We start from the raw sequence: 24,944 nt of genomic DNA, 5'->3' as shown, positions 1-24,944 counted from the left end.
GTACAGCCAGTTCCGTGCCAGTCCTTCCCCAGTGCTCTGGCCCGGGGCCTGGGTGGCAGCGCTGGCAAATAGCGGGCGCGCACGTGAACACAATCACTGCACAACTGGACACTGGCCAGTTTGACAATGAACAGCCGTGAACAACACTGAACGGCGGTCGACCCATGACAACAATCACACAGGACAGGCCCATGGCCGCATCCGCTTCGACCCACACCCGCCTGATCCAGGCTTCCTGGGACCGCTGCCGCGACCACGGCCTGCAGCCGCAGCATGCGCCGGATTTTGACTGCCTGTCCCGCGCCGAGCTCAGCGCCCTGCTGGAGCGGCGCCAAAACCTGCTACGCCTGACCCGCGAGGAAGTGCTACCGCACTATGCGCACCTCTTGGGTAACGCCAGCTACCTGGTGATGCTGGCCGATGCCAGCGGCTGCCTGCTCGACAGCTGGGGCTCGCGGCGTTTCATCGAACCGCGCCAGCACCATGGTTTCAGCGCCGGCGCCCATTGGCACGAACGTGGCGTCGGCACCAATGCCCTGGGCACCACACTGATTTGCGCCGAAGCGATTCACGTCGGCCAGGACGAACACTTCCTGCGTCAGAACCGCTACATGTCCAGCGCCGCCGCCCCCCTGTTCGACGCCGCACGGCAGCTGGTCGGGGTGCTCGATGTAGCCAGCGACGGCTACCTGCCGGCCAGCCAGACGCTTGGGCTGGTGCGCATGATGGGCCAGAGCCTGGAAAACCGCCTGATCCTCGCCGAACATGCTGACCAGCATGCACAACTGATCTTCAACAGCGCCTCCGACAACCTCGACAGCCCTTGGGCCGGCCTGCTGGTGTTCGATGAGCGCGGACAGGTGTTGGCTGCCAATCACCGGGCCGATAGCCTGCTCGGCGTAGACCCGCTGCAGCAAAACATCGAGCAACTGTTCCAGTTACCCCTGCAACAGCTGCTCAGCCATCCCCGACAACAGCCCTTCGCTCTGCAGGCCACCGGGCGCAACCGCTTTCACTGCCAGTGGCACCCCCCACGCGAAACCCCTCGACGCCCCGAAGCCGGCAACGCCGAGCCGCGCCTGGAAAAAGCCTTGAAACAAGCCGGCCTGCTATTGGAAAAGGACATCCCGGTGTTGGTGGAGGGCGAAACAGGCGTAGGCAAAGAAGTGTTCGTCGACACCCTTCACCGGGCCAGCAGCCGCGCCAGGCAGCCGCTGGTCGCCGTAAACTGTGCGGCGATCCCGGCCGAACTGGTGGAGTCGGAACTGTTCGGCTATGACAAAGGCGCGTTCACCGGCGCCCACCACAAGGGCAACCCGGGGCTGATCCGCAAGGCCGACCACGGCATCCTGTTTCTGGATGAGATTGGCGACATGCCACTGCCCACCCAGGCCCGCCTGCTGCGCGTACTGCAGTCGCGCAGCATCCAGCCGCTGGGCAGTGGCGAACCGGTGCCGGTGGATATCCGCGTGGTGTCGGCGAGCAATCGCAACCTGGCCGAAGAAGTGCGCGCCGGGCGCTTTCGCCAGGACCTGTACTACCGCATCGCCGGCCTGACACTGGTGCTGCCTCCCCTGCGCGAACGCGCTGACCGGCGCCAGCTGATTGAGCAGGTGCATGCCCGCTACCGCGAGCCCGGGCAACCTGCGCGGCTGCCCCCGGCCATAATCGACCTGTTCGATCAACACCCCTGGCCGGGCAACCTGCGCGAACTGGTGAGTGTGCTACAGGTGGCGTTGGCCCTGGCGGCCAACGGGCCAGTCGGCGTCGAGCACCTTCCAGCGGGTTTTCTGGCCGAGTCGAAAACACCGGTGCCGATAGCGACTGAAGAGACGGACCTGCAGAGCCTGGTCGAGCAAGCCAATGGCAACCTGTCGGCGGTGGCCCGCCGACTGGGTATCAGCCGCACCACACTGTACAAGCGGCTGCGTGGGCGATGAATCGATTGGCCCTGAAGCGCGCCGCACAGCAGGTTTTCGAAGCCACCCCTGATCGACAGCAGGTGGTGCCCCCGTGCAGCTCAAGACCACGGCCCGCTGATGGCCTTCAAGGGTCACGCCACTGCACTGGCTGCCGGTAGGCCTGCGCCCAGGCTTGCACGTCACTGGCGGGCATCGGCCGGGCGATGCAGTAACCCTGCGCCAGCTCGCAGCCCAGGCCCATCAGTACCCGACCGTGCTCGACACTCTCCAGCCCCTCGGCAATCACCTCGCGGCCAAACGCCCGCGCCAGGCCGATCACCGCCTCCGTCAGCGCCAGGTCGTCCTGGTCATGAAGGATGTCACGCACGAACGACTGGTCGATCTTGATCGTCTGGGTCGGCAAGCGTTTCAGGTAACTCAAGGACGAATAACCGGTGCCGAAATCGTCCAGCGAGAAACGCACACCCAACGCACGGCAGGCATCCAGGCAGCGGCTGACATGCTGCAGGTTGTCGATGGCCACTGACTCGACGATTTCCAGGTCCAGCAGCGCCGGGTCCACCGCCGGGTACGCTGCCAGCAACTGCTGCAGGCGTTCGGCAAAGTCATTGCGCTGCAAATGCCGCGCGGCAATATTCACGCTCAGCGACCAGGGCTGCCCTTGGCGCTGCCAGGCCTGCAACTGGCTCAACGCCTGCCCGATCACCCACTCGCCGATTTCGACGATCAGGTCGGTCTGCTCTACCCAGGGCAGGAAATCGCCTGGCGGCACCACACCACGGCCTGGCCGCTGCCAGCGCAATAAGCCCTCGAAGCCCAGTACCTTGCCACTGCGCAGGTTGACCTTGGGCTGGTAGTAAAGACACAGCTCACCGTTGCGCAGCGCCCGGCGCACGCGCGCCACGGTCTGGTGGGTGGCCTTGAGCTCCTGTTCCTGCGACACGTCGAACAGGTGGTAACGGTTGCGCCCGCGCTGCTTGGCCACATACATGGCCTGGTCGGCGTGGCGCACCAGGGTGTCGGCATCTTCGTCATCCTGCGGGTACAGGGTCACGCCGATACTGGCGCTGAGCGACAGTGTATGCTCACGCACCACACAGGGCGCTGCCAAGGCACGCAATACCCGCTGCAGGGCTGCATGCAGCTGGTGCTCATCATCGACATCGCGCAGGATCAGCACGAATTCGTCGCCCGACAGCCGGGCCACGGCATCCCCACCACGCAGGATACTCTTCAGGCGCTGCGCCACTTCCACCAGCAGCAGGTCACCCACGGCATGCCCATAGCCGTCGTTGACCGCCTTGAAACCATCCAGGTCGAGCATGCACACCGCCAGCGAGATGCCTTCGCAGCGCGAGTAGGCCAGGGCCTGGTTCAGCAGGTCGGACAGGTAGGCGCGGTTAGGCAGGCCGGTGAGCACATCGTGGCCCACCCGCCACTGCAAGGTATGCAGCAGCTGGCGCTTCTCCGTGACGTCAAAGCGGATCGACACATACTTGCGCACCTGGCCTGTCAGCGGATCGACCAGTGGCACCATGGTGCTGTCGACCCAGTACAACGAACCGTCCTTGGACCGGTTGCAGATTTCGCCCTTCCACACCCGCCCGGCGACCAAAGCCCGCCACATGCCGACAAAGAACGTCGGTTCATGCAGCCCGGAATTGAGGATGCGGTGGTTGGCCCCCAACAGTTCTTCACGGCTGTAGCCCGAGATGCTGCAGAACTGCTGATTGACGTAGGTGATGTTCCCACGCAGGTCGGTTTCCGAAAAGATTGCGGCCGCGTCCACGGCCGCGCGATAGTTATCATCCATAAAGCATCCTGCCTTAGCGGTTGAAGCGCTCCACCAGGGCGCGCAATCCGGCGCACACATGTTCCAGTTCGGTACCGCGCGAGGCGGCGGCGTTGGCGCTGTGGGCGCTGTGCTGGGCAATACCGGCTACGCCGTTGATCTGCCGCGAAACATCTTCTGCCACCGCCGACTGCTGCTGCGAGGCGGTGGCCATCTGCTGGCTCATGTCGCTGATGCGCTGTACCGCGTCACGAATGCCATGCAGCGCCTGTCGGGCTTCCTGCACCTGGGCAACGCCTTGCTCGGCACCGTCGATACCTCGGCTGGCGATCGCCACGGCTTCCTCGGCGCCACTGCGCAGGGCATCGATGATGGCCTGGATGTGCAGGGTGGACTGGCGGGTCTTGTCGGCCAATGCCCGGACCTCGTCGGCGACCACGGCAAAGCCCCGGCCCTGCTCGCCCGCACGGGCAGCCTCGATGGCGGCGTTGAGGGCCAGCAGGTTGGTTTGCTCGGCAATGCCGCGGATCATCCCGGCTGCCTCGGCGATGGCGCCGGTCTGACCCGCCAGGTGGCTGACCGCCTGGTTGATCTGCGTCACAGTGCTGGCCAGGTTACGAATGGCCGTGCCGCTGGCGTCGGCCACCTGGCTACCTTGCTCGGCCAGCAGGTGCGCCGTGTGTGCCTCGGCGGCGGTCAACTGCACGTGGTTGGCGACTTCGCCAATGGAGGCGGCCATCTGGTTCATTGCAGTGGCGCTCAGGTCGGTTTCGGCACGCTGCTCCAGCAATGCCGCCTCGGTGCTGCGCGACAACTGCCCGGCATCACGAGCGGCCACGGCCATTTGCCCGGCCAGATCGCTTAGCCGCGTCAATGCGGTTTTCAGGCGTGCCTCTTCGCTGATCAGCATCAGTTGCAACTGCCCGGCAGCACCCGACAGGTCGCTGTAGGTCAAGGCTGCAACCGGGTCGGCGAAGGCACCTTCGGCCCCCTGCACGATCTGCTGCAGCTGCCGCCCGAGGGCATTGCGCGCCCATAGACCGCATGCCACGAACAGCCCCACGGTCAGCCCCTGCCCCACCAGGCCAGGCCACAACTGATTGGCACCCACCGCCAGCAGCCCACCGGCCAGTGGCAAGGCCAGGGCCTGCGTCAGCAAGCTCAGACGGCGCGGCGCCGACAATGTCGCCTGACCGTTGCGCAGCCGCGCATAGAGGGCTTCGGCACGGGCTACTTGCTCCCGCGTGGGGCATACGCGCACCGACTCGTAACCCACGACCCGCCCACCTTCCAGGATGGGCGTGACGTAGGCATTGACCCAGTAGTAGTCGCCGTTACGGCAGCGGTTCTTGACGATACCCATCCAGCTCTTGCCGGCTTTCAGGTAGCGCCACATCAACTCGTACACCGCCGGCGGCATGTCCGGGTGGCGCACCAGGTTGTGCGGGCTGCCGATCAGTTCGGCCTCGCTGTAGCCACTGATGGCGGCAAACTCAGGGTTGCAGTAGGTGATCAGGCTGGCGGTATCGGTAGCAGAAATCAGCCGCTGATCGGGGGGGAAACGTTGCTCGACCGGGGTTACCGGCAGGTTGAGGCGCACGATGAGACTCCATTCGATGACAAGCCGGTACCCAGTACATCGACGGCCATCGGAACCGATTCATGAGCATCCGTTCCAATGGGCAAAAGCGCTTCCTGCCGTTACGGCATGAGGCCGAACGGTACGAGGAAGGTGACGATGACTGACCGGTCAAGCCATGAATTCTACGAAATTCATCACATAAATAAAACAAAGGTGATCGATCATGGCGTTGCGCCACATTGATAGATATCGTTAAGTTCTTGATTCTAAATGGGAATTAAGCGATGACGAGATCAGCTTTGGGTATCGCCCTGCGCCGCTACCGCAAGCTGGCGGGCCTGACCCAGGCACAACTGGCTGAACGAACCGGCTTCGACCCCAAGACCATCAGCCGTTTCGAAACCAGCACCTACACCCCCAGCATCGATGCAATCATGGCGTTTGCCCAGGTGCTGGGCGTCAAGCCCAAGGACTTCTTCGCTGAACCGGACGACGAAGAGGAGCAGCGCGCCTACCTGTTCGGTGTCATCCACAACGCCCCACCCAAAGATCTTGGCAAGCTGATTGCAGCGGTGGATCAGGCACTGGCCAAGCCCTGAGCTATTTCAAGCGCCCCCTTTTACGGCACGCACCGAACTAGAGCATGGCAGGCTGGATTGCCCCACAACTGGTCAGACCGGTAAGGCCAAAAAACCTTGCAATCAGGTATTTTTCGCGCTTTTATGGCCTCGCGCTGAACAAACCGGTAAGACCACAATAATTAAGTCCTGCGCTCTTTCGCCCCGTGCGGCTACCGAAGCAAGGACACCGATCAGAGACTCCTCCCATGCTCAAATGGTGCTCGCGTTCGATTTTCCTGCAAGTCGTACTCGGCCTTGCCCTCGGCATCGCCTGCGGTCTGAGCTTCCCCGACCTCTCCCTGCAACTCAAACCCCTCGGCGACGGCTTCATCAAGCTGATCAAGATGCTCATCGGCCTGATCGTGTTCTGCGTGGTGGTCAGCGGCATTTCGGGTGCGGGTGACCTGAAAAAGGTCGGCCGCATCGGCCTGAAGTCGGTGATCTACTTCGAAGTGCTGACGACCCTGGCGCTGGTGATCGGCCTGGTGTTCGCCTTCACCAGTGGCATTGGCAGCGGTGCCAACATTCACCTGGATCAACTGTCCGCCGCCGATGCCAACGGCTTGGCCGAGCGCGGCCAGCACATCCATGGCGCCACGGCGTTCTTCATGGACCTGATCCCCACCTCGGTGATCGGTGCCTTCGCCGACAACAACATTCTTCAGGTGCTGCTGTTCTCGGTGCTGTTCGGCAGCGCGCTGAACCTGGTGGGTGACTCGGCCGCCGGCATTTCGCGACTGATCAACGAACTGAGCCATGTGATCTTCCGCATCATGGGCATGATCGTGCGCCTGGCGCCGATCGGCGTGTTCGGCGCCATTGCCTTCACCACCAGCAAGTACGGCCTGGCGTCGCTGCAGCACCTGGGCGGGCTGGTGGCGCTGTTCTACCTGACCTGTGCCGGCTTCGTGCTGATCGTGCTGGGCACCGTCATGCGCCTGTCGGGCCTGAAACTGCTGCCGTTGATCAAGTACCTGCGTGAAGAGCTGACCATCGTCCTGGGCACCGCCTCTTCCGACGCCGTACTGCCACAGATCATGCGCAAGCTTGAGCACCTGGGCATCGGCAGTTCCACGGTTGGTCTGGTGATCCCCACCGGCTACTCGTTCAACCTCGATGGTTTTTCCATCTACCTCACCCTGGCGATCGTGTTCATCGCCAACGCCACCGGCACGCCACTGGAAATGACCGACCTGCTGACCATCCTGCTGGTGTCGCTGGTGACTTCCAAGGGGGCTCACGGCATCCCAGGCTCGGCACTGGTGATTCTTGCCGCCACCCTGACTGCGGTACCGGCGATCCCTGTGGTTGGCCTGGTACTGGTGCTGGCGGTGGACTGGTTCATGGGTATCGGCCGGGCGTTGACCAACCTGATCGGCAACTGCGTGGCCACCGTGGCCATTGCCCGTTGGGAGAAGGACATTGACCTGGAGCGTGCGCAGAACGTACTCGACGGCAAGCCTGGCTTTGCCCCCACGCCCCGCAAGCAACCCAATGCCCATCAACAGGAATTCTGAGCGAACGTGGCCGGCATTGATGCCGGCCCTTCCAGGAGCGAAACGTGATCAGCTCATCAACCGTCGTCAACTCAGTGGTGGAAAAACTCCGCCAGGCCCTGGCCCGCGGCCAATGGCGCACCGGCGACATGCTGCCAGGCCAGCGCGAACTGGCCGAACAACTGGGCATCAGCCGCCCCAGCCTGCGCGAAGCGGTAACCGTGCTGGAAACACTGGGCCTGGTGCGCTCGTTACCCGGCAAGGGCGTGTTGGTGCTGGATGCCGATGCCCAGGCTTCGGGCGTGGAAACCAGCGCAGCGGCCAGCCTGGCCGACGTGCTGGAACTGCGCTACACACTCGAACCGTTCATCGTCGGCCTGGTGGCGCAGTCGGCCAACAGCCAGGACATCGGCCAGTTGCGCCTGACCCTGATGGACATGCGCGAAGCGCTGGAGGCCGATGACAGCGAGGCCGGGGTCAAAGCCTACATTGCCTTCCATGAGGCGCTGTTCGCCCTGACCACCAACCCGATTTTCCAGAGCGTGGTGCAGCAGACCGGCAATGCCCTGAAGCAAAGCGCCGACATGCTGCGCAACTCGCCAGAGCACCTGGCCGCGCGGCTGAAGGAAAACGAAGCGGTGGTGCGCGCCATTCGCGAACGCAGCAGCGCCCAGGCCAGTGCCCAGATGCGTCAGCACATCGTGGCCGAAGGGCTGCGCATGGGCATCGCGTTGAATATCCCGGACGAACATCCACATCCATGACCTCAGGAGAGTGCCCATGAACGCCGCCCCCCACTTGCCTGCCCTGCTCGCGGCCGGCGAAACCCGCCTGTCGGCCGAGCAGATTTATCCGCGGCTGTTCGACGCCATTCTCGAACAGCGCCTGCCGCCGGGCAGTCTGTTGCCCGAACAGGCACTGGGCCATGCCTTTGGTGTCAGCCGCACGGTGATCCGCCGCGTGCTGGGGCGCCTGTCCGACCAGCAGGTGGTGGTACAGCGCCCCAGCCACACCGCACATCTGGCTGCACCCGACCCAGACCAGGCACGTCAGGTGCTCAGTGCCCGGCGTCTGGCGGAAACCACGCTGATCACCCTGGCCGCGCAACGCGCCCGGCCGGCGCAGGTGCGCCAGCTACGGCAACTGGTGGAGCGTGAGCGCCAGCACCATGAGCGTGGCGAACGCTGCGCAGCGATCCGCCTGGGCGGCGAGTTCCACCTGAAACTGGCGCAGGTGGCGGCCAATGCACCACTGGCGCGATTTCTCAATGGGCTGGTGCCGATGACCTCGCTGATCATCGCTCGCTACGAAACGCCGTGCTGCGATCACTGCGCGTGGGAAGAGCATGCGGCAATCATCGATGCCGTGGAGCAAGGTGATGCCGAAGCGGCGCTGGGGTTGATGCACAGGCACCTTGACCGTCTGGAGGAAAAGCTGGACCTGGAATAACCCGACCAAACGGACGCGATCGCTCCCACGCAGGCCGCGCTCACGCTACTATTTGCATCTGAGCGGATACGGACGATGGGCTGCACAGCAGCCCCAATAACCCCACCCTATACTTCGAGAACCACCCCAGCCTCTACCAGGGAGGCGGTCGCGTGAGTTCTCGAGTCCTCCTGTTGCTCTGCCTTCTACTGGCCCTCGGCGGTTGTGCCAGCAAGCGCCCCCCTGCCCCGCCGCCGCCCACAATACTCACTCCCGCGGCCTGGCAACGCATCGACCAGGAACTGATAGAAGCCTCGGCCGGTGCCGCCGGCTCGGCCAACGACTATGCCCGGCGCTCCATGCGGGTGTGGAAGGAGCAAGTGCAGCAACGCACCGAAAGCGACTTCATCCCCTGGTTCACGGGTTACTGGACCCAGCAGTGGCTGACCCTCAAGGTGGCCTGGTACAAGCTCGACAGTGGCGAGGGTCGGGAACCGGCAGAAAAACGCCTGGCCCTGTACCTGCAAGAGCAGTATCACGCGCGGGTGATCGAGCCGGTAGCCGAGCAGATCAACCCCGAGGGCATCCGCGACCGCGCCTGCGAACTGTACCTGCAACTGCTCGGCCAGCAACTGCCGGCCATCATCAGCCGTTACAACGCGCCGCCCGAGCAGTTCAGCCAGCGCCTCAACCGTATCCCCGCCATCGCCCTGGGGCCACCGGATGCGCGCAATGCCAGCCTGTATCAGCTGCTGCGGGCCAAGTCACTGGACCAGCAGCCGGCCTGGCAAGCCATGCGCCAGCACTTGCATCAGCAGGCCAGCAAAGGCCCCGGCAGGACCGATGTCGGGCTCAACTCGGTGGCCACCCAGGCCAGCGAAAAGCTTGGCGCCACCCTGGCCCCACGCGGTATCGCCAGTGCCGTGGCATCGGCAGTGGGCAAGGTGGCAGGGGCGATGATTTCGATTGCTGCAGCCGGTTACGGGATGATGACCCATGACCGTGATCACCCGCAGATGGTCGAACAACTGCGGGTGATCCTGAACGTGGCGTTGAACCAGGAATGGCAGGAGTTGATGGAGAACCGCCAGAGCGGGGCCATGGCGGGGGTCTATTACCTGTCGGGGCAGGTTGAGGACAGCTTGCTGGCCAGTGCGCCGCGGCCGGTTGAGCAGCAGGTCGAGCAGCAGCAGGCGCCTTTGATCATTCGCCTGCCACCTTAGTGGCGGCCTGTGCCGGCTCCTTCGCAGCGCAAGGCTGTATCAAGCTGCGGCCAGGGCAGACCTTGGCAAGCCAAACACACGATCAAACGCCCAGTTGTAGGCAAAGGTGTAGCACGGCACCAGGATGATGAACGCCATATCCACCAGCAGCGCCTCCAGCAATGTCATGTCCAGCCACCAGGCAATCAGCGGAATCAAGTAAACCACCAGGGTCAACTGGAAGCCGATGGCATGCACCACTCGCCGCGCCACGCTGCGTCCCCGCTTGGCCTGGCGGCTCTCCCAGTACTCGAACAGGGTGTTGTAGATCAGGTTCCAGAGCATGGCGATGGTGGTGATCATCACCGCCAAGGGCCCGGTATGTGACGCCTGCGTATCTGACAGGTAGGCCAGCCCGAGGGTCGACATGCACAGCCCGATCAGTTCATAGAAAGTCACGTAGAGCAGCTTGCGTTTCAATCCCTGCACCCAGGTTACCTCCAAAGACAAAAAGCGACGCGGCGATCATGCTTCAATGCACTTGACAGCAAAAGTCAGCAGCTGTCAGATCAACTGACAGGAGGCTGCCATGAACTTTTCCAGCGACAACATCCAGCTGTTTCTGGCCGTGCTCGACCACGGTTCGTTTTCTTCCGCTGCACGTGCCCTTAAGCGCGTGCCTTCAGCCGTGAGCATGGCCATTGGCAACCTTGAAGCAGAACTTGGCTACAGCCTGTTCGAACGTGGCCCGCGTGAAGTTCGGCCAACCGCACAGGCCTTGGCCCTGGAGCCACACGCCAGGCTGATTGCCGAACAACTGGGACTGCTGCAGGTTCATGCCCTGGAGTTGTCCCAAGGACTGGAGAGCAGCCTGACCCTGGCGGTGGTACCCGACATCGATCACCGCCCGCTGCTGGCGGCCATCGCCAACCTCGGTGAGCGCCACCCCTTGCTGGACATTGCCCTGCTCAGCGCCCCGCAGGAAGAAGCCCTGCACTTGCTGGACAGCGGTCGTGCCGACCTCTGCATAGCCTTTGCCGGCCTGCAGGTCGATGCCCGTCGCGGCTTCCAGCACATCGGCATGGAGTCGCTGGTAGCCATCCTGTCGCCGGCCCACCCGGCCTTGCGTGAGGGGCGTATCCACTACCTTGAGGACCTGACCCAGGTGCGTCAGATTCTGGTGCGCAGCCGCGATCTGCCTCTGGCTGACCCTCGCCCGCTGATCGGCGCCACACACTGGTCCACCGACAGCTTCGACCTGGCGCTGCAGATGGTTGAAGCGGGCTTGGGCTGGGGTGATCTGCCGTTGTCGCGGGTCGCGCCGCTGCTGGCCAGCGGGCGCCTGGTGCGCCTGGAGTTCCGCAATACACACAACGCGCTGCAACTGCCCGTGCACATCCTGTGGCGCAAACAACAGCCGCTGCAGCAAGCCGCACGCCTGCTGATCGAGCAGTTGGCTGACCCGTGACTGCCGTCCGTCGAAACGCCTGTAAGAAATTTCTCTAAGCACTTCAATCTTTTACCCCTCGAGCCGATATCTCGGTCGACAGGCCCCGCATCGCGTCATGAGCGCGCTGCGCCCTCCCCTCATTGGCTCAAGGTCTCGAAACATGAACCTGAAATTTCGCCACAAGATCCTGCTCAGCGCCTGCGGCGTCGTGGTCCTGGCATTTGCCCTGTTCACGCTCTACAACGACTACCTGCAACGCAATACCATCCGCCAGAATATCGAAGCCTCGGTGCAGCAGTCCGGTGCACTGACCGCCAGCAGTGTGCAGAACTGGATGAGCGGGCGCATTCTGGTGCTGGAGAACCTGGCCCAGGACATCGGTCAGCAAGGCGCCGGCGACACCTTGGCAGGGCTGATCGAGCAGCCGTCCTACACGCGTAATTTCCTGTTCACCTACCTGGGCCAGGCCAACGGCGAATTTACCCAGCGCCCGGATGCCCAGATGCCCGCCGGTTACGACCCGCGCCAGCGCCCTTGGTATGGCGCCGCCGCCAACGCCGGGCAGACCGTGCTGACCGCCCCGTACCAGGGGGCAGTCGGTGGCCTGATGGTGACCATCGCCACGCCGGTGAAAAGCAAGCGCAATGGCGAACTGATCGGTGTGGTCGGCGGTGACGTTACCCTCGACACACTCGTCGAGATCATCAACTCGGTCGACTTCGGCGGCATCGGTCACGCCTTCCTGGCCGACGCCAATGGCCAGGTGATCGTGAGCCCTAACAAAGACCAGGTGATGAAAAACCTCAAGGACATCTACCCAGGCAGCAACCTGCGGGTTGCCGCCGGCATGCAGGATGTCACCCTCAACGGCCAGGACCGCATCATCTCGTTCGCCCCGGTGGCCGGCCTGCCTTCGGCGCAGTGGTACATCGGGCTGTCGATCGACAGGGACAAGGCCTATGCCGCGCTCAGCCAGTTCCGCACCTCGGCGATCATTGCCATGCTGATTGCCGTGGCCGCCATCGCCGGCCTGCTCGGCCTGCTGATTCCGGTGCTGATGAGCCCGCTGACCACTATGGGCCGCGCCATGCGCGACATCGCCGAGGGTGAAGGTGACCTTACCCGCCGCCTGGCCGTGCAGAACAAGGACGAGTTCGGCGAACTGGCGACCTCGTTCAACCGCTTTGTCGAGCGTATCCATGCCTCGATCAGCGAAGTGTCCTCGGCCACCCGCCTGGTGCATGATCTTTCGGAAAAAGTGGTCAGTGCGTCCAATGCGTCGATCAGCGGTTCTGAAGAACAGAGCATGCGCACCAACAGCGTCGCTGCGGCCATCAACGAACTGGGCGCCGCCACCCAGGAAATCGCCCGCAATGCCGCAGATGCTTCGCAACATGCCAGCGGTGCCAGCGAACAGGCGCACGGTGGCCGTGAAGTGGTTGAAGAAGCCATCAGCGCCATGACGGCTCTGTCGCAACGGATCAGCGAGTCGTGCGCGCAGATCGAAACGCTCAACGCCAGCACCGACGAAATCGGCAAGATCCTCGACGTGATCAAGGGTATTTCCCAGCAGACCAACCTGCTGGCACTGAACGCCGCCATCGAAGCGGCCCGTGCCGGTGAAGCCGGCCGTGGCTTTGCCGTGGTGGCCGACGAGGTGCGCAACCTGGCGCACCGTACCCAGGAGTCGGCGGAAGAAATCCACCGCATGATCACCAGCCTGCAGGTGGGCTCGCGCGAAGCGGTGCACACCATGAACACCAGCCAGGTTTCCAGCGAGCAGACCGTGCAGGTGGCCAACCAGGCCGGCGTACGCCTGGCCAGCGTGACCCAGCGCATTGGCGAAATCGATGGCATGAACCAGTCGGTGGCGACAGCGACCGAAGAACAGACTGCCGTGGTCGAGAGCCTCAACCTGGACATCACCCAGATCAACGCCCTGAACCAGCAAGGGGTGGAGAACCTCAACGAGACCCTGCGCCATTGCGACCAGCTGGCCCAGCAGGCTGGGCGTTTGAAGCAGTTGGTGGGCAGCTTCAGGATTTAAACGCCGGGTTCAGGCGGCAACGGCCTATGCCTGTTGTCGCCTGTACCAGCCCCTTATGCAGCCACCGCCTTCCCAGCCCTGCCCCGCCGTACCCAGGCCAGCAATACCGCCGTCATCAGCACAAAGCCCAGGTAACCGAAGAACGGGTACACCTCACCCACCAGGCTGATGAACCCCACCAGGCTACAGCCGAAGGCCACCACCCCGGTCACCACCGAGCCCCAGCGAAACTTCGTCGTGCCCGCCGGCAACAGCCGCGAGAGGAAGGAAAACAGCGTGCCCACCGCGGTGTTGACGATCATGCCGAAGATGATCAGGCACATCACCAGCCCCAGCAGTGGTGACACTTCGTTGGCAATCGACAGCATCGGCATCGGCTGGTCGGCCACACTGTCCAGGCGCGACAGCAGCCCGGCACTCATCACCAGCATCAGGCCGCCTAGCGCTGCACCACCGAGCAGGCCTCCCCACACCGCAGCTTTCTCGCCCTTGGCCGAACCGCCCAGAATGGCCAGGATCGGCGCACCCGCGACGATGTTATACGACACATACAAGAACGCCCCCAGCAGCCAATGGCGGGTGCCAGCCTGTTGCTGGCTGGCCACCTGATCGAGCGCAGCAAAGCTCTGCTCGCGGGTGATCACGGCATACAGCGCTATTGCCGAAGCCACCAGGATCAGCAAGGGGGTGATGGCGCCAATTGCAAGTATCATCTTGCGCACGTCCAGGCACACGATACCGACTACCACCAGCGTCACCAGCACGCTGCCGGTCAGGGCCGGGATGCCGAACTGCTGCTCCAGCAAGGCACCACCACCGGCCAGCATGACCACGGTGACGGCGAACATGAAAAAGGTGATCAACCAGTCGACGAACATGCCCAGGTGACGGCCGCAGATGGCCAGGATCACATCCTTGTGCGAGGTGGCCTGCTGGCGATTGCCCAGCCCCGCCAACGCCATGCCGAGGAAGGTGAACAAGGCGGCGCTGACCAACGCGCCAGCCAACCCCCACACGCCGAAATCGACAAAGAACAACAACAGTTCCCGCCCTGAAGCGAACCCCGCCCCCACGATCACGCCGACAAATGCGCCGGCGATCTTCAGCTGCTCTTGCATGTGAACCTCTGGATTTATTGTTGTTTTGTCGTCGCCGTCGCATACCGTTCGTAGGGGCGGCCTTGCAGCCCATCGCGACACAAGGCCGCCTCTACACGGGCTCTTTGCCCTGTCAGGCGTCGCCGACGAACGCCTGCACTTCGATCTCCACATCCACGCCCAGGGCCAACGCCGAAGCCACGGTGGAACGCACCGGTAGCGCCGCGCCGAAGAACGCCTTGTACACCTCGTTGAAGCCGGCGAAATGGCGCATGTCCGACAGCCAGACCGTGGCCTTCACCACCTGGTCGAGACGCGCGCCACAGGCCTCCAGGCTTTCGGCGATGCGCTCGCAGGCAGCACGGGTCTGGGTCTGGATATCACCGCGCACCACTTCGCCGCCAGCGCTCATCGGCACCTGCCCGGAGAGGAACAGAAAGCCACCGGCCTTTACGGCGCGGGAAAACGGGAACGGCAAGCTGCTGGGGAAACGTTGAATGTCATTGCTCATGGGATGCTCCTTTCAAGGTTGCTGGAAACGGGCCGGGGACAGGCGCTCGGGCGCCACGCCCTGGCTGACAAGGTCGGGACACACGGGCTGGCCCATCAGCAAGTCGGCGGCCAGGCGCGAGGCGCCCGCTGCCGACTGGATGCCATAGCCACCCTGGGCCGCCAGCCAGAAAAACGCGGGTGCATGCGCATCGAAGCCGATCACCAGGTCGCCGTCGGCAACGAACGAACGCAGCCCGGCCCAGGTGTGGCTAGGGCGGCGGATCGCCAAGGTGGTCATGGCTTCAATGTTGTAAATACCCAAGGCCACGTCGAACTCCTCGGGCGCGGCATCCTGTGGCTCAACCGGGTCGGCATTGGCTGGAGACCCCAACAGTTGGCCGGCATCAGGCTTGAAGTAGAAGCTTTCATCGACGCCAATCACTGCAGGCCAGCGGGCAAAGTTTTGTTCTGCCGGGCCGGGGAAGGTGAACGCGCTACGTCGGCACGGTTGCAAGCCGATGCGCGCCACCCCGCACTGCTCGGCCACACGGTCCGCCCAGGCACCTGCAGCATTGACCAGACATCGGGCCTGCAGACGGCTGCCATCAGCCAACTCCACCTGCCACACGCCGTCCAGGTACCAGGCCTGGATCAGCTCGGCGTTGCAGCGCAGTTCACCGCCGGCAGTGCGATAACCACGCAAGAAGCCTTGGTGCAAGGCATGTACATCAAGGTCCATCGCACCAGGCTCAAGCACCGCGCCGGCCAGGGTTTCGCCACGCAGGCTGGGTATCAGTGCCAAGGCCGCGTCCCGGTCCAGCAGGCTGACCTCTGTGCCATTGGCCAGGTTCTGCGCGTAAGTTTGCTCAAGCAGTTCACGTTGCTCCAGGCTGGCCACATACAGACAGCCTCGCGGCTCCAGCAGCGGGTGCTCACAGAAGCCCTGCGGTGGCGCTTCGTAGAAGGCTCGGCTGGCGCGGGTCAGTGCCTGGATCTGTGGGGTGCCGTAAGCCTCCATGAACATGGCCGCCGAACGCCCGGTGGAATGGTAGCCAGGCTGCGATTCACGCTCGACCAGCAGCACACGCTGCTGGCCGGCCAGGCGGTAGCCCAGCGAGGCGCCGGCGATGCCAGCACCGATGATCAGGGTGTCGTAGGTCGGGGTCATGCACGCTCCTGCCAGGCTAATTATCATTTATGAGAATTCTAATATATGAGAATTTAGAAATGCGCAAGGGTCCAAGGTAAGATGCCCGACCAACACCGCATGCCGAGATCCCTGAATGCCTTCAGCTCTACCCCAGCTTGACCGTGCAGTAGTGGGCCAGCGCCTGCGCCAGGTGCGCAAGGCGCGCCAGATGACACTCAAGCAATTGTCCGAAGCCAGTGGCGTGCCGCTGTCCACGTTGTCGAAGATGGAACTGGCGCAGGTGTCGGTCAGCTATGAAAAACTGGCCGCTGCTGCGCGGGCGCTGAATGTCGATATTGCCCAGCTGTTCCGCGCCAGCGGCACGGTCAGCGCCCCGGTGCCGGTGACCGTGGTGGTCGACTCACTGCCCGCAGCGGCGGGTTATTCGACCGGCACCTACGACTATTATCCAATTGCCGGAGATTTCCCCGCACGACGCATGACACCGGCTTATGCCCGCATCATTGCCCGGGAACGCGGCCAGTTCGACGATTTTATTCGCCACCCCGGGCAAGAGTTCGCGCTGGTGCTGAGCGGGCGCGTGCGCATCGAGTTCGAGACCGGCGAAGCGGTCAGCATCGGGCCGCAGGAGACGGCGTATTTCGACAGCCAGGTGGGGCACATCTACCTGTCGGAAAGTGATGACGGTGGTGATGCCCATGTCATGGTGGTGATGACTGATCGTTGATCGGTCGCGCCCGCCCAACGCAAACCCGGTTATAACCTAATAACGAACAAGTCTATTTGGCTATAAAAAAATCTATATGCTGACTGGCATCCGATAACGGGCAAAGTTGGGCAGTCGAGTAGCGTATGGATGTAGGTTCTTTCGGTTTCACCATTGCTGGCCTGGTCGTGGGCTTCATCGTCGGTATGACCGGCGTCGGTGGCGGCTCGCTGATGACCCCGATCCTGTTGTGGTTTGGTATCCACCCGGCGACCGCTGTCGGTACCGACCTGCTGTATGCAGCGATCACCAAAGCCAGTGGCGTCTGGGTGCACGCGCGCAACAAGAACATCGACTGGAAGATCACCGGCCTGCTCAGCCTGGGCAGCGTGCCCGCTGCGGCGCTGACCCTGTGGTTCCTCAGCACCCTGCACACCGATACTTCGGCGCTCAACGCCATCATCAAGCAAGGCCTGGCGGTGGTGCTGATCCTGACCGCGCTGGCCATCCTGTTCAAATCGCGCCTGCAGGCCTTCGCCAGCCGCCATGCCGGTGATCACTACCACCTCAGCGACCGTAGCCTGAATACCCTCACGGTGCTGACCGGCGTGGTGCTTGGAATAATGGTCACCCTCACCTCCATCGGTGCTGGCGCCCTGGGTACAGTGGCGCTGTTCCTGCTGTACCCGTTCCTGGTCACCCGTCGCCTGGTCGGTACCGAAATTGCCCACGCCGTGCCACTGACCTTGGTAGCAGGCCTGGGCCACGCGGGCATGGGCAACATGGATTGGTCGCTGCTGGGCTACCTGCTGCTGGGCTCGCTGCCAGGCATCTATCTGGGTAGCCACCTCACCGGGCGAATCTCCGACCGCGTGCTGCGACCTTGCCTGGCAACGATGCTGCTGCTGATCGGTTACAAGCTGGCGTTCTGAGCCTTAGCCCAGGCGCAACCGCCACTGCCCGGTAAAGCTCAGTTCCAGGCGTGACAGCGGCAGCACGTCGATTCGCTGCCCGGCACTCATCGGACACCCAAGCACCTGTACCAGCATGGCGCGTATGACCATCGGGTGGGTCACGGCCAGCCAGTCACCCGGCCTGTCAAAGGCCGCCAGCCAAGCGGCCAGGCGCTGGCATAGCGCAGCGAACGACTCGCCACCATGCACGGCACTGGCCGGATCCCGCAGCCATTCTGCCAACGCCTGCGGTTGCTCGGCTTGTAGCTGCTTCAACGACACACCCTGCCAACGCCCAAGGTCGCAATCGGCCAAGCCCGGCTCGACCTGTACCGCCCCCGTTAACCACGCCGCCGTCTCGCAGGCCCGCCGCTCTGGCGCACTCAGCAGTTGCACGCCTGATCGGTCGGCGTCTGCCTGTCGGGCTAGCGGCAGGATGCCATCCTCCGTATGGTGCAGGCGCCCGTTCTTCTGGGCCTGGGTCAGGGCATGGCAAATCAGGGTCAGGCGGATGGCTTTCACCAGGCATTTCTCGCAGCGGGCTGGGGTGCATGGTTTAGCACGCTGCGAGACGTTTGGCTGCAACAATGTCGCCGGCCATTCGCGATCCGGTTGACTTGCGATTGGGCCGCAGAGCGGCCCTTTGATCAGAAGTTGATATTCAGCGCAGCAAACACCGCCCTGCCCGGCTGGTTATACGTGTTTGCCCCCGAGCTGCTGGCGTTGCCGCCGCGCAGGATCTGCTTGTCGAAGACGTTGTTCACGCCCACCCGCACGTCGTAGTTGGCATTGAACCTGTACCCGGCGCTCACGTCCACCAGGCCATAGGCCTCGACGTCCTGCTGGGCGGTCTTGTCGTAGTCCTGCTGGGTGCGGTAGTTGTAGGTCGGCGATTTTTGCTTGCCGAAGTAAGTACCCGCTACCTGGAATGACAGCTGCTCGGTGGCGCGCCAGTCGAGGCTGGTGTTGACGGTATATTCCGGGATCACCGACAGCGGGTCGCCCGTTTCGCGATCATCGTTGTCGAGCATCCAGGTCAGGTTGGTGTTCCAGTCCAGGGTCGGGGTCAACTCGATGAAGAAGTTGCCTTCGACACCTTCCACCCGCGCCTTGCCGGCGTTGTCCCACTGAGTCACACGGCTGCCGGTACCCATGGTGTAAAGCACATCGGTATCACCGATGATCTTGTTCTTGTAGTCGTTGCGGAAGTAGGTGGCACTGGTGCGCCAGGTACCCCGGTCGTACAGCAGGCCGATTTCCTTGTTGACGCTGATCTCGGGCTTGAGGTCGGCGTTGCCCTGCAGGTAGCAGCCGCCATTGTTGGTCTGTTGCACGCTGCAGCCATTACCGCGGCTGTACAGCAGGTAGTTGGGGTTGGACTGGTACAGGTTCGGAACCTTGTAGGCACGGGCGATACCACCTTTTACCGACAGCGCTTCGGTGAGCTTGTGCGACAGGTTCAGGCTGGGGCTGAAGTTGTCACCGAAGGTTTCGTGGTGGTCAAAACGCAGGCCCGGCGTAAGGGTGGTGTCGCCAACGATGATGTTGTCTTCGACAAACAGCGCATAACTGCGTGCGGTCACCTTCGAGCTGCTGCGATCGAAGCCCACAAGGCTGTCATTGTTGGTGGGGTCGGAGCTTTGCGGGCGCAACGAACCTTGGTCGTTGAGGGTTTCGTACAGGTACTCGCCGCCCAAGGTAAGCACATGTTCTGTGCTGCCCATGGCGAACGGCAGGTTCACCTCACTGCTCAGGCGTGTGTTGCGCAAACGTGACATGGCTCCACCTTCGTCGCTTGGGGCACCTTCGGTGCGGCCGGCCAAGCCCTCGTTAAGCCGCCAGTTGCGTACGTATTCGTAGGCCAGCGTGGTCTTGCTGGTACCCCAGGTGAAATCACCGAGGTGGGTCAGGTCATAAGTACTGCGCTGCATCACGTTGGTTTCGTGGCCGTAGAGGCTGGAGACGAAGTCGACGTCTCCGCCGCCGTTGCTGTTCATGGTGTCGCCGGCAAAAATGTTGCCCTGACGGCTGTAGCCGGCACTGGCTTCGAGGCGGTGCTCGTCGTTCAGTTTCCAGCTGAGCAGGCCGTTGATGTCCTTGTTGCGAACGCCTTCTCGCCCCGCAACCAGGGCGCTGGTGGCATGCCCGGCGTTGATGTCCAGATCGTCGGCGTCAGTCTTGGCCAGGCCACCGTACAGGCGCAAACCCAGGTTATCGGTCAGGCCGCCACCGAGGTTGAAGTTGGCTCGCCGGCTGGCGCCTTCTGCGCTGTCTTCGGGCAGTTGCGTGTACAGGCTGACGCTGCCTTTCAGCTCGTCGGAAGGACGCCTGGTGATGATATTGACCACCCCGCCCATGGCGCCGGAGCCGTAGCGTGCGGCGGCCGGGCCACGCAGGATCTCGATGCGCTCCACCGCTTCGGCCGGCACCCAGTTGGTTTCACCCCGAGTATCACGGTCACCGTTCCAGCCATAGCGCACAGCGTTGCGCGCGCTGGATGGCTTGCCGTCGATGAGGATCAAGGTGTTTTCCGGGCCCATGCCGCGCAGGTCGATCTGCCGGTTGTTTCCGCGTGCGCCACTGGCACTGTTGCCGGTCAGGTTAACCCCGGGCTCGCGGCGGATGATGTCGGACAGGTCATTGGCCGGCGGGTGACGCTTGATGTCCTCGGCCGTGATGATCGACGTGCCCAGGGCCTGTCGCGCCTCGCGCTCGGCGGTGATCAGGGTGTCCTGGATCACCAGCGCGTTGTCGGCGACGGGCACTTCCAGGACCTCACCCGCACGCCGCTCCTCGGACTCTGCCGCAGTCGCCAGCATGGACGGCGACGCCAGCGCAACGAACGCCAGGGCCAGGCTGTTGGGTGAAGTTCTGCACTGCATGGGTACATCTCCTGCTATTCATGAGCAAAAAGGCACATCCCTGTCGGAAACCGGGAGCCCTCGCCCACCGGCCCCGCACTCAGTTCGGCGGCCAACAGGGGTGGTAAATATAGAGAGTCGCAAATGCGAGTAAATCTTATTTACGAAGTTTACATGTTTGTAACTTAACTTTGCTGAACCGTGATCTTTGGCACAGTAAGGCTTGCGCGCCTCGCTGTGGTAGCAACGGTCTTGCTCAACATTTGATAAGCCTTCGCGGTCGCCTGTAGGAGCGGGTTTACCCGCGAACACCGGCGAAGGCACCCTATGACGGAATGAGCACCCTGCATTCATGAACAGTTCATTCATGTCCACAGGCTGTTGCTGCCATCCACCTATCCGATTTGCATCCTGTGCGCAGGCATCTACAGTTTCGACGTACAACGCTGCGGAGCGCCCAGATGCGTGGCGATGACAACAGCTGCGCAAGCACTGCCAAAAGCCTGCCGAAGATGCCGCGCAGCATCTGGGCGCTGGGCTTCGTGTCGATGTTGATGGACATTTCCTCGGAGATGATCCACGCCCTACTGCCCCTGTACATGGTCAGCGTGCTCGGCGCGTCGGTGATCGCGGTGGGGTTCATCGAAGGAATCGCCGAGTCGACCGCATCGTTCACCAAGGTGTTCTCTGGCGCCCTCAGCGACCGACTGGGTAAACGCAAGCTGCTGACAGTGATCGGCTATGGCCTGAGTGCGCTGATGAAGCCGGTATTTCCCATGGCCTCCGGACTTGATTGGCTGACTGCGGCACGCTTCGTCGACCGTGTCGGTAAAGGCATTCGGGGGGCACCGCGTGATGCACTGGTGGCCGATGTTACGCCGGTCGAGCTGCGCGGCGCGGCGTTCGGCCTGCGTCAGGCGCTCGATACCGTGGGCGCTATCCTCGGGCCATTGCTGGCGATCGTGTTGATGTGGCTTACAGCGAGCCATTTCCAGACCGTGTTCTGGGTAGCTATTATCCCGGCGTTCGTGGCGGTGTATATCCTAGTTGCCTTCGTTCACGAACCTGAAGCCTCAGCTATGGGGCGTCCGGTACGCTCACCGTTGGCACTGCACGCGCTGCGGCGCCTCGGGCCGGTCTATTGGCGCCTGATCGGTCTGGCCACGTTGTTCACCCTCGCCCGTTTCAGCGAGGCGTTTTTGCTGCTGCGGGCTCAGAACATAGGCCTGACACCGCTGTGGGCGCCGGCGGTACTGGTATTGATGGCGATGGCCTACTCACTGTCGGCCTACCCCGCCGGCGTGTTGTCGGACCGAGTGGGGCGCCGTGGCGTGCTGATGACCGGGCTAGGCCTGCTGATCACTGCCGACCTGCTGCTGGCCCTTTTGCCAGGATGGATGGGGCTTGCCTTTGGGGTAACGGCCTGGGGCCTGCACCTGGGCTTCAGCCAAGGCATCTTCTCTGCCATGATTGCCGACAGCGCCCCCGCCAACTTGCGCGGTACCGCCTTCGGCCTGTTCAACCTGCTGACCGGTGCGGCGCTGCTGATAGCCAGCGTGGTAGCCGGATTGCTGTGGGAGAGTGCGGGGTTCCAGGCAACCTTCCTGGTGGGTGCAGGGTTTGCCGTCACCACCCTTGCAGGACTGACGCTGCTGCGCTGAACCTGGCTAGCCTGGCGGTTCACGGCTGCGGCGCACGCAGGTTGAACAGTTCCATCCTGTAACCCGAACGCTCCCGCCGCAGAGGCCGAACGCCTGGGCAGGGAGCGCCGCCTGCCGGTGAAGGCGTTCGAGTGGTTCGGGTCACCAAGGATGTCGGCAATGCACGCAGTGAAGGGGCCAAGCTGATCGCGATGCTGGATGGCGATCTCCCCCTCAAGCCGAACTAGGCCAGCACAGCCTCCTGCTCCAGCAACGACCAACCGCCATGTCCATCCACCTCAAGCCGGTGAGTATGGAACGCTGCCAGCGTGCTGCGGTGGCCGACACTGACCAGCAATGCACTTGGCATTTCCGAGCGCAACAACGCATACAGGGCATGCTCGAGCCCCTCATCCATCGCCGAGGTGGACTCGTCGAGAAACACCACCTCAGGCCGGTTGAACAGTACCCGGGCGAACGCCAGACGCTGCTGCTCGCCCACCGAGAGGATGTGTGACCAGTCACAGCTGACGTCCAGACGCTCGGCCAGGTGGGCCAGGTTAACCTGGCGCAATGCCTGCTGCATGAGCAACTCATCCTTGGAATTGCTGGCTGCCGGGTAGGCAATGACGGTACGCAAGTCACCCAGCGGCAGGTACGGGCGTTGCGACAGGAACAGTGCCTGATGCCCCGTTGGCCGCCTGACCTTGCCTTCGGCATACGGCCAAAGGCCCGCCAGGGCACGCAGCAGCGTGGTTTTACCACTGCCCGATGGCCCTTTGATCAACAAGGCCTGACCGGCGTGCAGGCTCAGGTCCAGGTCGGCGATAAGGGCATGTCCGTCCGGGCGCAGTACCTGTAATCCCGCAATCTGCAGCGCATGCGCCTGGTCTTCGGTCGTGACGCGCGGCAACGCACTTGCCTGCTGGTTGGCATCGAGAAAGCCGGTGAGACGGTCAAGGGTCGCGCGGTACTGCGCGAACGCATCGTACGACTCACGGAAGAACGACAAAGAATCCTGCACCTGCCCAAAGGCCTGGGAAGTTTGCATGACGTCGCCCAGCTTGATCGCCCCACTGAAGAAGCGCGGCGCCTGAAGAATGAACGGAAACACAACGGCAACCTGACTGACACCCAAGTTGAAGCCACTGAACTTCAAGTTCCGGTACACCAATGCCCAGGCATTCACGATCAAGGCAGCAAAACGGCCGAGCAACGTGCCCCGCTCGACTTGCGAACCTTGGTAGAAGGCAATGTTCTCGGCGTTCTCACGCAGACGCATCAATGCGTAACGGAAGTTGGCGGTGAGTTTCTCGTTGAGGAAGTTAAGCCGGATCAACGGGCGCCCAAGACGGAAGGCGACCCAAGTGGCGACGATGACATACAGGTAAACGGCAAATACCATCGCCCGAGGGATCTCTACGCCGGCCACCGTCAACGGTGCCGACAACCCCCAGAGGATGCCGGTGAACGCCACCAGCGAAACCAGCGCACTGACTGCGCCCAGGGCAAGGGTGACCGAGTTGGTGACGAAAGCGTTAACGTCCAGTTCGATACGTTGGTCAGGGTTGTCCACTGGCTCGGCAAGGAACTGGCCACGGTAATAGGCATCGCCCTGCATCCAGTCGTGGGTCAGGCGCTCGGTCAGCCAGACCCGCCACTTGATACTGAATGCCTGGCTGACATAGAAGGTGAACAGCGAGCGCAGCACATGGATGGTGGCCAGCACCCCGAAGACGCCGAGCAGATACCAGAACGCCGCCTGGTCAAGGCCCTGCAAGGCGCTGTAGAAGCCGTTGTACCAAAACGAAAACAGCACGTTCAGGCGAACCGAAAACAGCGTCAGGACCAGCAGCAGGGCAAACACCAGCAACGGCCGCCAACTGCGCCTGAAACTGAAATAGGGCCCGGCAAGCTGCCAGAACTGGCTGCCCCAGCGTGTACAACTTACGGCCAGAGTTGCGGCTGCGGTGAAGCTGACAAGGGTGATGAACGAGGCGATTGCCAGCCAGCTTAGGCTCTCTTGCAGGGCCTGATGCCAGTTCATTTCCATGGTAAGTATCCGTGCTGAGTATTTCCGCGAGCGTAGCATTACGCTGTCATTCGTCAGGTATAAATGACGCACATTTCATGATTTGTAGGAGCGGGTTTACCCGCGAACACCGGCAACGCCGGTGCCATTTACGAAGCTGCCTGCTCCCGGGATTCAAGCAAGCCCAGTTTTTTTGCCCACAAAGACAAAACCCCTACCTGCATGTGCAGATAGGGGTTTTGCGAAATGAATCTTGACGATGACCTACTCTCACATGGGGAAACCCCACACTACCATCGGCGATGCATCGTTTCACTACTGAGTTCGGGATGGGATCAGGTGGTTCCAATGCTCTATGGTCGTCAAGAAATTCTGTTGCCAGAATGTCCAGATGGACAGCCCAGCGAATCCGGATATGCGATATTTGTGGCTTACGAATTTTCGGGTCTTTCGTCTTCACCACCACAATCTGCG

Annotated in this window: 20 protein-coding genes, 1 rRNA gene and 1 pseudogene; 11 read left to right on the top strand and 11 right to left on the bottom strand. The window is 62.7% G+C overall.

Annotated elements, in window-relative coordinates; all coding sequences use genetic code 11:
- The first annotated feature begins 191 nt into the window (after positions 1-191).
- Positions 192-1,940, top strand: coding sequence for a sigma-54-dependent Fis family transcriptional regulator (locus ACF8Q6_RS12325; RefSeq protein ID WP_392491310.1), 1,749 nt, complete (start codon positions 192-194; stop codon positions 1,938-1,940).
- Between the two features lie 106 nt (positions 1,941-2,046).
- Here the strand turns inward: ACF8Q6_RS12325 and ACF8Q6_RS12320 are convergent, their stop codons facing one another.
- The 3 genes and pseudogenes from ACF8Q6_RS12320 to ACF8Q6_RS12310 all read right to left on the bottom strand — a co-directional run.
- Entirely contained in the window at positions 2,047-3,735 is a 1,689-nt protein-coding gene (locus ACF8Q6_RS12320) for a bifunctional diguanylate cyclase/phosphodiesterase (protein ID WP_161773469.1), read from the bottom strand.
- Positions 3,736-3,748: 13 nt separating this feature from the next.
- A complete protein-coding gene (locus ACF8Q6_RS12315) occupies positions 3,749-4,825 on the bottom strand; it encodes a methyl-accepting chemotaxis protein (protein WP_370626957.1) in 1,077 nt (358 codons plus the stop codon).
- Between the two features lie 159 nt (positions 4,826-4,984).
- Positions 4,985-5,314 (bottom strand): annotated as a pseudogene (locus ACF8Q6_RS12310) (PAS domain-containing protein); the annotation flags it as partial.
- 266 nt (positions 5,315-5,580) lie between these two features.
- Here ACF8Q6_RS12310 and ACF8Q6_RS12305 point away from each other — a divergent pair.
- The 5 genes from ACF8Q6_RS12305 (at position 5,581) to ACF8Q6_RS12285 (ending at position 10,063) form a co-directional block, all read left to right on the top strand.
- Positions 5,581-5,895, top strand: a complete 315-nt coding sequence (locus ACF8Q6_RS12305; RefSeq protein WP_003250216.1) for a helix-turn-helix domain-containing protein — start codon at positions 5,581-5,583, stop codon at positions 5,893-5,895.
- A 227-nt stretch (positions 5,896-6,122) separates the two neighbouring features.
- Positions 6,123-7,433: a C4-dicarboxylate transporter DctA gene (locus tag ACF8Q6_RS12300; RefSeq protein WP_012053078.1), complete on the top strand. Its 1,311-nt coding sequence runs from the start codon at positions 6,123-6,125 to the stop codon at positions 7,431-7,433.
- Between the two features lie 44 nt (positions 7,434-7,477).
- The gene (locus ACF8Q6_RS12295) at positions 7,478-8,176 is read left to right on the top strand and encodes a FadR/GntR family transcriptional regulator (RefSeq protein ID WP_003250211.1); all 699 of its coding nucleotides are present in this window, start codon (positions 7,478-7,480) and stop codon (positions 8,174-8,176) included.
- Between the two features lie 16 nt (positions 8,177-8,192).
- Complete coding sequence (locus ACF8Q6_RS12290; protein WP_003250210.1) at positions 8,193-8,861, top strand: GntR family transcriptional regulator; 669 nt, start codon at positions 8,193-8,195, stop codon at positions 8,859-8,861.
- A gap of 152 nt (positions 8,862-9,013) precedes the next feature.
- Entirely contained in the window at positions 9,014-10,063 is a 1,050-nt protein-coding gene (locus ACF8Q6_RS12285; protein ID WP_392491309.1) for a hypothetical protein, read from the top strand.
- A 39-nt stretch (positions 10,064-10,102) separates the two neighbouring features.
- On the opposite strand, the gene ACF8Q6_RS12280 is transcribed toward ACF8Q6_RS12285, so the two are convergent.
- Positions 10,103-10,531 carry a PACE efflux transporter gene (locus ACF8Q6_RS12280; protein WP_392491308.1) on the bottom strand — a complete coding sequence of 143 codons (429 nt, stop codon included), beginning with the start codon at positions 10,529-10,531 and terminating at the stop codon, positions 10,103-10,105.
- 100 nt (positions 10,532-10,631) lie between these two features.
- On the opposite strand from ACF8Q6_RS12280, the gene ACF8Q6_RS12275 reads away from it, so the two are divergent.
- Both ACF8Q6_RS12275 and mcpA read left to right on the top strand, forming a co-directional pair.
- Positions 10,632-11,510, top strand: coding sequence for a LysR family transcriptional regulator (locus ACF8Q6_RS12275; protein ID WP_014753854.1), 879 nt, complete (start codon positions 10,632-10,634; stop codon positions 11,508-11,510).
- Between the two features lie 142 nt (positions 11,511-11,652).
- A complete protein-coding gene (mcpA, locus tag ACF8Q6_RS12270; RefSeq protein ID WP_392491307.1) occupies positions 11,653-13,539 on the top strand; it encodes a methyl-accepting chemotaxis protein McpA in 1,887 nt (628 codons plus the stop codon).
- Positions 13,540-13,592: 53 nt separating this feature from the next.
- Here the strand turns inward: mcpA and ACF8Q6_RS12265 are convergent, their stop codons facing one another.
- The 3 genes from ACF8Q6_RS12265 to ACF8Q6_RS12255 all read right to left on the bottom strand — a co-directional run bounded on the left by ACF8Q6_RS12265 (position 13,593) and on the right by ACF8Q6_RS12255 (position 16,296).
- Entirely contained in the window at positions 13,593-14,657 is a 1,065-nt protein-coding gene (locus tag ACF8Q6_RS12265; RefSeq protein ID WP_161773471.1) for a hypothetical protein, read from the bottom strand.
- A 112-nt stretch (positions 14,658-14,769) separates the two neighbouring features.
- Positions 14,770-15,147, bottom strand: coding sequence for a RidA family protein (locus ACF8Q6_RS12260; protein ID WP_003250199.1), 378 nt, complete (start codon positions 15,145-15,147; stop codon positions 14,770-14,772).
- 12 nt (positions 15,148-15,159) lie between these two features.
- Positions 15,160-16,296: an FAD-binding oxidoreductase gene (locus ACF8Q6_RS12255; protein ID WP_019752059.1), complete on the bottom strand. Its 1,137-nt coding sequence runs from the start codon at positions 16,294-16,296 to the stop codon at positions 15,160-15,162.
- 115 nt (positions 16,297-16,411) lie between these two features.
- Here ACF8Q6_RS12255 and ACF8Q6_RS12250 point away from each other — a divergent pair, with 115 nt between their 5' ends.
- Together ACF8Q6_RS12250 and ACF8Q6_RS12245 are read left to right on the top strand one after the other, a co-directional pair.
- Positions 16,412-17,005 carry a helix-turn-helix domain-containing protein gene (locus tag ACF8Q6_RS12250; protein ID WP_012053085.1) on the top strand — a complete coding sequence of 198 codons (594 nt, stop codon included), beginning with the start codon at positions 16,412-16,414 and terminating at the stop codon, positions 17,003-17,005.
- Between the two features lie 125 nt (positions 17,006-17,130).
- Entirely contained in the window at positions 17,131-17,916 is a 786-nt protein-coding gene (locus ACF8Q6_RS12245; protein ID WP_003250191.1) for a sulfite exporter TauE/SafE family protein, read from the top strand.
- 3 nt (positions 17,917-17,919) lie between these two features.
- Here the strand turns inward: ACF8Q6_RS12245 and ACF8Q6_RS12240 are convergent, their stop codons facing one another.
- Positions 17,920-18,459 carry a histidine phosphatase family protein gene (locus ACF8Q6_RS12240; protein WP_392491306.1) on the bottom strand — a complete coding sequence of 180 codons (540 nt, stop codon included), beginning with the start codon at positions 18,457-18,459 and terminating at the stop codon, positions 17,920-17,922.
- Positions 18,460-18,584: 125 nt separating this feature from the next.
- Complete coding sequence (locus ACF8Q6_RS12235) at positions 18,585-20,819, bottom strand: TonB-dependent siderophore receptor (protein ID WP_392491305.1); 2,235 nt, start codon at positions 20,817-20,819, stop codon at positions 18,585-18,587.
- A 440-nt stretch (positions 20,820-21,259) separates the two neighbouring features.
- Between ACF8Q6_RS12235 and ACF8Q6_RS12230 the strand changes: the two genes are divergently transcribed.
- Positions 21,260-22,459: an MFS transporter gene (locus ACF8Q6_RS12230; protein WP_392491304.1), complete on the top strand. Its 1,200-nt coding sequence runs from the start codon at positions 21,260-21,262 to the stop codon at positions 22,457-22,459.
- 223 nt (positions 22,460-22,682) lie between these two features.
- Here ACF8Q6_RS12230 and ACF8Q6_RS12225 read toward each other — a convergent pair whose 3' ends face one another.
- Together ACF8Q6_RS12225 and rrf are read right to left on the bottom strand one after the other, a co-directional pair.
- The gene (locus ACF8Q6_RS12225) at positions 22,683-24,491 is read right to left on the bottom strand and encodes an ABC transporter ATP-binding protein/permease (RefSeq protein WP_392491303.1); all 1,809 of its coding nucleotides are present in this window, start codon (positions 24,489-24,491) and stop codon (positions 22,683-22,685) included.
- A gap of 230 nt (positions 24,492-24,721) precedes the next feature.
- Positions 24,722-24,837, bottom strand: a 5S ribosomal RNA gene (gene rrf / locus ACF8Q6_RS12220).
- Positions 24,838-24,944: the final 107 nt, after the last annotated feature.

The sequence above is a fragment of the Pseudomonas sp. GLN_2 genome, from assembly GCF_043106005.1.
In the GTDB taxonomy this organism is placed as follows: domain Bacteria; phylum Pseudomonadota; class Gammaproteobacteria; order Pseudomonadales; family Pseudomonadaceae; genus Aquipseudomonas; species Aquipseudomonas alloputida.
Note: the sequence above shows the minus strand (reverse complement) of the source record. Positions and strands in the feature narration are given on the sequence as shown.

What these genes read in the sequence shown, in the direction of transcription:
- ACF8Q6_RS12325 (WP_392491310.1), top strand. Translation starts at nt 192, where the DNA reads ATGGCCGCATCCGCTTCGACCCACACCCGCCTGATCCAGGCTTCCTGG.
- ACF8Q6_RS12320 (WP_161773469.1), bottom strand. Translation starts at nt 3,735, where the DNA reads ATGGATGATAACTATCGCGCGGCCGTGGACGCGGCCGCAATCTTTTCG.
- ACF8Q6_RS12305 (WP_003250216.1), top strand. Translation starts at nt 5,581, where the DNA reads ATGACGAGATCAGCTTTGGGTATCGCCCTGCGCCGCTACCGCAAGCTG.
- ACF8Q6_RS12300 (WP_012053078.1), top strand. Translation starts at nt 6,123, where the DNA reads ATGCTCAAATGGTGCTCGCGTTCGATTTTCCTGCAAGTCGTACTCGGC.
- ACF8Q6_RS12290 (WP_003250210.1), top strand. Translation starts at nt 8,193, where the DNA reads ATGAACGCCGCCCCCCACTTGCCTGCCCTGCTCGCGGCCGGCGAAACC.
- ACF8Q6_RS12275 (WP_014753854.1), top strand. Translation starts at nt 10,632, where the DNA reads ATGAACTTTTCCAGCGACAACATCCAGCTGTTTCTGGCCGTGCTCGAC.
- mcpA (WP_392491307.1), top strand. Translation starts at nt 11,653, where the DNA reads ATGAACCTGAAATTTCGCCACAAGATCCTGCTCAGCGCCTGCGGCGTC.
- ACF8Q6_RS12265 (WP_161773471.1), bottom strand. Translation starts at nt 14,657, where the DNA reads ATGCAAGAGCAGCTGAAGATCGCCGGCGCATTTGTCGGCGTGATCGTG.
- ACF8Q6_RS12260 (WP_003250199.1), bottom strand. Translation starts at nt 15,147, where the DNA reads ATGAGCAATGACATTCAACGTTTCCCCAGCAGCTTGCCGTTCCCGTTT.
- ACF8Q6_RS12255 (WP_019752059.1), bottom strand. Translation starts at nt 16,296, where the DNA reads ATGACCCCGACCTACGACACCCTGATCATCGGTGCTGGCATCGCCGGC.
- ACF8Q6_RS12250 (WP_012053085.1), top strand. Translation starts at nt 16,412, where the DNA reads ATGCCTTCAGCTCTACCCCAGCTTGACCGTGCAGTAGTGGGCCAGCGC.
- ACF8Q6_RS12245 (WP_003250191.1), top strand. Translation starts at nt 17,131, where the DNA reads ATGGATGTAGGTTCTTTCGGTTTCACCATTGCTGGCCTGGTCGTGGGC.
- ACF8Q6_RS12235 (WP_392491305.1), bottom strand. Translation starts at nt 20,819, where the DNA reads ATGCAGTGCAGAACTTCACCCAACAGCCTGGCCCTGGCGTTCGTTGCG.
- ACF8Q6_RS12230 (WP_392491304.1), top strand. Translation starts at nt 21,260, where the DNA reads ATGCGTGGCGATGACAACAGCTGCGCAAGCACTGCCAAAAGCCTGCCG.
- ACF8Q6_RS12225 (WP_392491303.1), bottom strand. Translation starts at nt 24,491, where the DNA reads ATGGAAATGAACTGGCATCAGGCCCTGCAAGAGAGCCTAAGCTGGCTG.